The organism is Streptococcus suis (genome assembly GCF_016743335.1).
Taxonomy (GTDB): domain Bacteria; phylum Bacillota; class Bacilli; order Lactobacillales; family Streptococcaceae; genus Streptococcus; species Streptococcus suis_Y.
This window is the reverse complement of the sequence record NZ_WCJE01000009.1, coordinates 64,693-71,434: the sequence shown is the minus strand read 5'-3', so window position 1 is coordinate 71,434 and position 6,742 is coordinate 64,693. Positions and strand designations below refer to the sequence as shown.

4 protein-coding genes and 1 pseudogene are annotated in these 6,742 nt (G+C 41.2%); 1 reads left to right on the top strand and 4 read right to left on the bottom strand.

Translation table 11 applies throughout. The features are described from left to right. Positions 1-1,098, bottom strand: a pseudogene (locus tag F9856_RS04340) (glycerate kinase); the annotation flags it as partial. Between the two features lie 107 nt (positions 1,099-1,205). Between F9856_RS04340 and F9856_RS04335 the strand changes: the two are divergent. Next, complete coding sequence (locus tag F9856_RS04335; protein WP_202105861.1) at positions 1,206-1,856, top strand: HAD family hydrolase; 651 nt, start codon at positions 1,206-1,208, stop codon at positions 1,854-1,856. Between the two features lie 408 nt (positions 1,857-2,264). Here the strand turns inward: F9856_RS04335 and serB are convergent, their stop codons facing one another. The 3 genes from serB to gyrB all read right to left on the bottom strand — a co-directional run bounded on the left by serB (position 2,265) and on the right by gyrB (position 6,717). Next, positions 2,265-2,900, bottom strand: coding sequence for a phosphoserine phosphatase SerB (serB, locus tag F9856_RS04330; protein WP_024386271.1), 636 nt, complete (start codon positions 2,898-2,900; stop codon positions 2,265-2,267). Between the two features lie 51 nt (positions 2,901-2,951). Then, positions 2,952-4,676, bottom strand: coding sequence for a septation ring formation regulator EzrA (gene ezrA, locus F9856_RS04325; RefSeq protein WP_024377085.1), 1,725 nt, complete (start codon positions 4,674-4,676; stop codon positions 2,952-2,954). A gap of 88 nt (positions 4,677-4,764) precedes the next feature. Continuing rightward, positions 4,765-6,717 (bottom strand): DNA topoisomerase (ATP-hydrolyzing) subunit B, encoded by a 1,953-nt coding sequence (gene gyrB / locus F9856_RS04320; RefSeq protein WP_002939427.1) that lies wholly within the window; start codon positions 6,715-6,717, stop codon positions 4,765-4,767. Positions 6,718-6,742 lie beyond the last annotated feature (25 nt).

The following is a 6,742-nucleotide window of genomic DNA, read 5'->3' as shown; positions in this document are numbered from 1 at the left end:
CAGAATTCTTGCCACCTGTTCTGCCGTGCGGACTAGGTTTTTTTCTGCTTTTTGAAGCGTGTCCTCCAAACTTTCAACGCTTGCAATTATCGGAAAAGCGGCGCAGATATTTTCAAAAGGAAACTCGGGAAGATCGTCTTTGAGGCTACCACAAATTGCAATGATGGGAATCCCCGTCGGTGTACGTCTAGCTACTCCTATCGGAGTCTTCCCTGATAAGCTTTGGGCATCCATCCGCCCTTCTCCGACCACAACCAGATCCGCTTTGGCGACGCGATGATCAAAGTCCAACTGATCCAAGACAAAGTCGATGCCTTTTTGAATGCGAGCACCTGCAAATTGGACTAGACCTGCTGCCATACCTCCTCCAGCACCCGCTCCTGCCAAATCGAGTAGCATTGGATTAACCAATTTATAAAAGGACTCCATTTTCTTGTCTACTAGTTCAAATTCAGCAGAGGCAAGACCTTTCTGACCTGCAAAAACAAATGTGGCACCCGCTGGTCCGCAAAGCGGATTCTCCACATCCGTTACCAAATCAATCCTGACCTGAGATAGATCTACCAACATATCCTCTGTGGAATAGCTGACAATCTCCCCGATATGAGCTCCGATTGCCTCTACTTCTTTTCCCTCTCGATTATAAAATTTCACTCCTAAACCTGACGCCATTCCGATACCACCATCATGACTGGCAGAGCCACCTACTCCTATAAATATGCGTTTAACACCATTTTGAACGAGCTCCACAATCAGCTCCCCAACCCCTTGTGTCTTAATAAAGAGAGGACTCCTTCTTTCATGCGGGATACTTGCCAGCCCTACAATTTCAGCCATTTCAAAAACCGCAAGATCATCTTTAACCGCATAGGAAACCTTAATTTTATCTCCAAATGGACCTGTCACCCAAGTCTAGGTTCCATCCAAGGATAAGGCCTGCATTAGACTCTCAACTGTCCCTTCGCCACCATCTCCTAGGGGAATTAAGTCGTACCCTGCTTGTGGGTAAACCTTAGAAAATCCTTTTTTAATCGCCTCAGCAACCTTTGTAGCTGAAAGAGACTCTTTAAATGAATCCGGAGCAATGAGAATATGCATGGTACTAACCTCCTTTATATTATTAGTATATCACACTCCTATTCAGCTTTCAATAAATCTTTTCTGTTTTTCATCGTCTGTGTTATACTGAAAGAAAGGAGATAAGTATGTATCAAACTATATTATTTGACTTAGATGGAACTCTTACTGATTCTGGACAAGGAATCTTAAACTCCGTCGCCTACGCACTAGAAAAAATGGGAATCGAAGAACCAGATACAGCCAATTTAAACCGATTCATCGGCCCGCCACTCTATGAATCTTTTTCACGATTCTACCAACTCAGCCCTGAAGATACACAAAGTGCAGTTGATGCTTTCCGTGTCTATTTTAAAGAAAAAGGAATGTTTGAAAATCAACTCTATCCTGGAATCATCTCTCTGCTTGAAGAATTGAGAACGGCTGGAAAAACACTAGTAATTGCTACCTCAAAGCCAGAAATATTTGCCAAACAGATTCTAGAACATTTTGGTATCGCTCACTACTTTGATGTCATTGCCGGTGCTAGTCTGGATAGTAGTCGCATCAGTAAGGCGGACGTCATCGGCTACGCTATAAATCAATTAGAAGCATTTCCAAAACATGCTGTGATGATTGGAGATAGGGAACATGACATTGAAGGAGCACGCATGCACCAACTTCCCGCCATTGGTGTTCTTTACGGCTATGGGAGCAAACAGGAATTTGAAAAGGCCGGGGCCACCATGATAGTCGAAACCGTCCAAGATTTGAAAAAGGTTTTACTGACAACAGAATAGAAGAGGCTGGGCAAAAAGACCAACCTCGCTTCTCAGGGTTCGTGTCAACATCTCAGCGCAGTGGTTGATTGGGTTTAACAGTCCAGTGGACTGTTAAAGGTTGGAGATAAGATTTGCGAAGCAAATCTCAGCAGTTCGTGTTTTACACTCCAAATCTGACAATTACGACTGTTGCGAACAAAGTTCGCTTCATCTCCAACCTCAAACTGTCTCCCAGACAGTTTGAGCTGTGCGGGGGCGGGAGTTTAAAAGGTCTGGGAGACCTTTTAAAGTGGGAGATATAAGCTGACGGCAGTCAGCTCACATAAATTGATGTCTGGGGATAGACTATTTCAGCTCAACAACTTAAAACGAAAAATTGTTGACGAACCCTTTTTTTTTGACCAGTCGAGTTCTTTCCCGCTCCCATTATTTACTATCTAAAATCTCTATTAGTTTATAGAGATTTTTTTCATTTATTTGGTAGGGCGCCTGTTCTTGGACAATCGGTTTAGCACAGAAAGCTACTCCAATTCCTGCTCGTTGAATCATTGGTAGATCATTTGCTCCATCCCCCATAGCAATCGTTTGAGATAGACTCAGCCCATTTTCTGCCGCCCATTCTTCTAAACATGCTTTTTTAGTATCCTTCGTTACAATTTCCCCCAATACTTGTCCCGTCAATACTCCATCCACTACTTCTAATCGATTAGCCCGAACATAGTCTAACTCTAACTGTGCAGCTAGTCGATCGACTGTTTCATGAAACCCGCCTGAAACGACTGCTACCTTATAGCCTCGCATTTTTAATTCTGAGACTAATTCTGCTGCTCCAGGCGTAAAGTGGATTTTTTTGATAATTCGATCAAACACAGAAACAGGCAATCCCTTTAACAACGCCACACGTTCACGTAAGGCTTCTTCAAAATCCAATTCCCCACGCATAGCACGTTCGGTAATTGCTGCAACTTGCTCTCCTAAACCGGCCTCTTCTCCAAGTAAATCTATTCCTTCTTCCAAAATTAATGTTGAATCAACATCCATAACTAATAATCCAGTTGTCATCCCCAATATTCCTTTCAAAGTATAAAAATAAAAAGCCAAATGGCTTTTTATCTAGTAGCGAATGGCTTCGCGAGTTTTTTCGTATGAACGTACAAAACGCTCTGTTACACCAGGTTCAACTGTTTCCAGAGCAAATGAAATTTCTTCAAATGCTGCTTGGTAATCAAAATCCTTTTCAAAAATTGATAATGAACGGTTGAATGCTTTTTGCACACTTTCATCGAATGAACGATAACGGTTAGAGTATTGTAGCAACTGCTCTGTTAAAGTCGCATTTTGCACAATCAAATACGCTAACTCTTCCAATTGATTCATATCATACGTTGCATTTTCCAACAAACGGTTAACAACTTCGATATTGATTCGTTTATAGTCTAACTCGGCAATCAAGGCTTCCACATGATCGCTCGTTCTAAAGAAGTTTGTTAAAAATTCAGCTGGAATTCCTGGAAGATTTCGTTTTTCCATATAACGCTTAAGGGTATGCAATTTGTTGATATAAAGTGTAGCTTTCTTACGCGCTGTGTTCTCTGACAATTCTTGTGATTTAAGATAGTCAGCTAAAACAAGCTGCTCCTCTTCGATTTCTTTCAAGCTTGCCAATGAATGGTCCAAACGCTCTTCCAAAATAGAATATGCAACTTGTGGATTTTCAATGTCTTCCACACTTTCTGTAACAACAATTTCAATCGATTCCAAACGAGCTTTAAGCTGATTGATACGTGAAAGTTTGCTATCTGCCAGCAAGTAAGTTGCGTTTAGGCGTTGGCTTTCCTCATCCAAGAGCTGTGTATTTTGGACAACATGCTCCAAGAATTTTGGCAAGTTTTTACTAATCTTAACAGCTTCCTTATTCGCTTCGATTTCACGATTGAAGACTTTATACAAATGATCAATTTTTGCTTGAATTCCCTCATTTTCAGCTTCTGCAGCATCCAAATCAAAGGAAACAATCAAAGCAGTATTTTCACGAATTGAAACGCGAATATTTTGGAACTGTGACTCAATGTTAGCTTCTGTGAACAAATAATTCTGCTCAACCAGTTTACGATAACCCGACTCCAAATCTTCCAATTGCTCTGGGAAATCTTTTGTAACTCGTTCAATCAAACTTGGAATGCGATCCATGATTTGATTGAGAGCAATCATATGCTCTTCAGCCTTATCAAGGATTTCAGAAGCTTCAATCGGGTCACCTGAGGAATTGAGCATCACAAATTCAGAAAACTCAACTTCAATATTTTTCAATTGTTTCTCAAGTTCTGGTAATGTCTCACCGTAGCTATCTGGATTTTCACGAACAGCTTCCTGTAAACTATCGAACAAGTTTAACGCATGTTTTACACGACCAGAGTTTTTCTCTTCTTGCTCCTTCAACTCCATCAAACCATGACGGATAGAGGCGATGTCTTCTTCAATTAAATCAATTTGGCTTTCGATACTGTCGATAGCGTTCTTTGCACTCACAAAGCGAAAAGCATTGTTATAGCCTTCTGCCTCAAAGATATGATTTTCAATGTCGGCAAATGAATTGAGCGACAAATCAACCCATTTTTGATTCCATTCACGGAATGACACCTGACTTTGACCAATCAAATGAAGGGCTTTGACAGCTTCGACTTCTTCATTAACTGGAAGGTTAAATAGCTCTTCCTTACGTTCTTCCAATGCAACCAAAAGGTTGTCATTTCGTTTACGAACAATCAGGCAAGCTACATAGGCAATGATTAAAATAATAACAATCGAAACGATTAAGATGATTGTTCCTGTAGGCATGTAAATCTCCTTAGCTCATAGTAATTACTAGAAAATATCGCTTAATTATACCATAAATCTCTAGTATATGCACTTGTTTTTTTAGTTTTTAGACATCCAATGTTGAATAAACAGCATTTTCCTCGATAAACTCTCGACGAGGTTCAACCTTATCCCCCATTAGCATGTCAAAAATCTTATCGGCTTCTGCCGCATCATCAACTGAAACGCGTGCCATGAGACGATTTTCAGGATTCATCGTAGTTTCCCACAACTGATGATCATCCATTTCTCCCAAACCTTTGTAACGTTGGATCGTTGGCTTGGACCGTCCCGTACTATGTCTTTCTAAGGCATCTTGCAATTCTTGCTCTTGATTAACCCCAGGTTGAATATATTCTTTTATCTCACTTCCAACCTTGATACCGTAAATAGGTGGTTGAGCGATATATACGTATCCCGCTTCTACAACAGGACGCATGTAGCGGTAAAATAATGTCAGAAGGAGTGTCCGAATATGGGCACCATCGACATCGGCATCTGTCATAATGACTAATTTTTGATAACGTGCCTTGCTAACGTCGAAATCAGCACCAAAGCCAGTTCCCATAGCTGTAAATAGACTACGGATTTCTTCGTTGGCCAAAATCTTGTCCATGCTGGCTTTTTCTACGTTCAAAATCTTACCACGAATCGGTAAAATAGCCTGAAATTCACGGTCGCGACCGGATTTAGCTGAACCACCGGCTGAGTCCCCCTCAACGATGAAAAGCTCTGTCTTCGTTGCATCATTTGAGGAACAGTCTGCTAACTTACCTGGGAGGTTTGAGATTTCAAGACCCGATTTCTTACGAGTTACCTCACGCGCACGCTTAGCAGCAATACGAGCCTTGCTTGCCAAAATCCCTTTTTCAACAATCCGTCTAGCAATCTGTGGATTTTCCAAAAGAAATTCTGCAAAGGCATCAGAGAAAAGGCGGTTGGTAATCTTGACCACTTCACTATTCCCAAGTTTTGTCTTAGTTTGTCCCTCAAATTGAGGACCTGGGTGCTTAACAGAAATGACCGCTGTCAAGCCTTCACGCACATCTTCACCAGTCAAATTATCCTCATTTTCTTTGAGAATTTTATTTTTCTTGGCGTAGTCGTTGATAACACGTGTCAGAGCTGTACGGAATCCTTGCTCATGGGTACCACCTTCATGTGTGTGAATATTGTTGGCAAAACTAACTACGTTTTCATGATAACTCGTCGTATATTGCATGGCAACCTCAACGGTAATATCATCCATCTCCCCTTCTGTATAGATAGGGGTCTCAAAAATGACATCCTTGTTCTCATTAAGATACTCAACGTAGGAAGCAATACCACCTTCATAGTGATATTCCTTTGTTTGCTCTACTCCCTCACGTTTGTCCGTAATAGAGAGATTTAAACCACGATTTAGGAAGGCCAATTCTTGGATCCGCTTATTTAATTTTGCAAAGTCGAACTCAGTCGTCTCAGTAAAAATTTCTGGGTCAGGTGTAAAATGTACAGTTGTACCAGAACGGTCTGTTTCTCCAACAACCTCCAAATCTGCAACGACTTCACCTCGTTTATACTCTTGGAAATAGACCTGACCATTTTTGTAGACATGGACGTCTAACTGAGTAGATAGGGCGTTTACGACTGATGAACCTACGCCGTGCAATCCACCTGAGACCTTATAACCGCCTCCGCCAAATTTACCACCTGCATGGAGCACTGTAAAAACAGTTTCTACCGCTGGACGACCAGTTTTTTCCTGAATATCTACCGGAATCCCACGTCCATTATCAATAACCGTGATGGAGTTATCTGGCTCAATATAAACTTCAATTTTATCCGCAAAACCAGCCAGCGCCTCATCGATTGAGTTATCGACAATTTCCCAAACCAAGTGATGGAGACCTTCTTTAGATGTTGAGCCGATATACATCCCTGGACGCATTCGAACAGCTTCAAGACCTTCCAAGACTTGAATCTGACTGGCATCATATTCTTGAGCCTTCTCTTGTAAATCTTTGATTTCTTCTGTCATTTCTTTTCCTTATTTTCTATTTGTT

Bases quoted from the DNA above. Each gene is read 5' to 3' on its own strand.
- F9856_RS04335 (WP_202105861.1), top strand. From the start codon at position 1,206: ATGTATCAAACTATATTATTTGACTTAGATGGAACTCTTACTGATTCT.
- gyrB (WP_002939427.1), bottom strand. From the start codon at position 6,717: ATGACAGAAGAAATCAAAGATTTACAAGAGAAGGCTCAAGAATATGAT.
- ezrA (WP_024377085.1), bottom strand. From the start codon at position 4,676: ATGCCTACAGGAACAATCATCTTAATCGTTTCGATTGTTATTATTTTA.
- serB (WP_024386271.1), bottom strand. From the start codon at position 2,900: ATGACAACTGGATTATTAGTTATGGATGTTGATTCAACATTAATTTTG.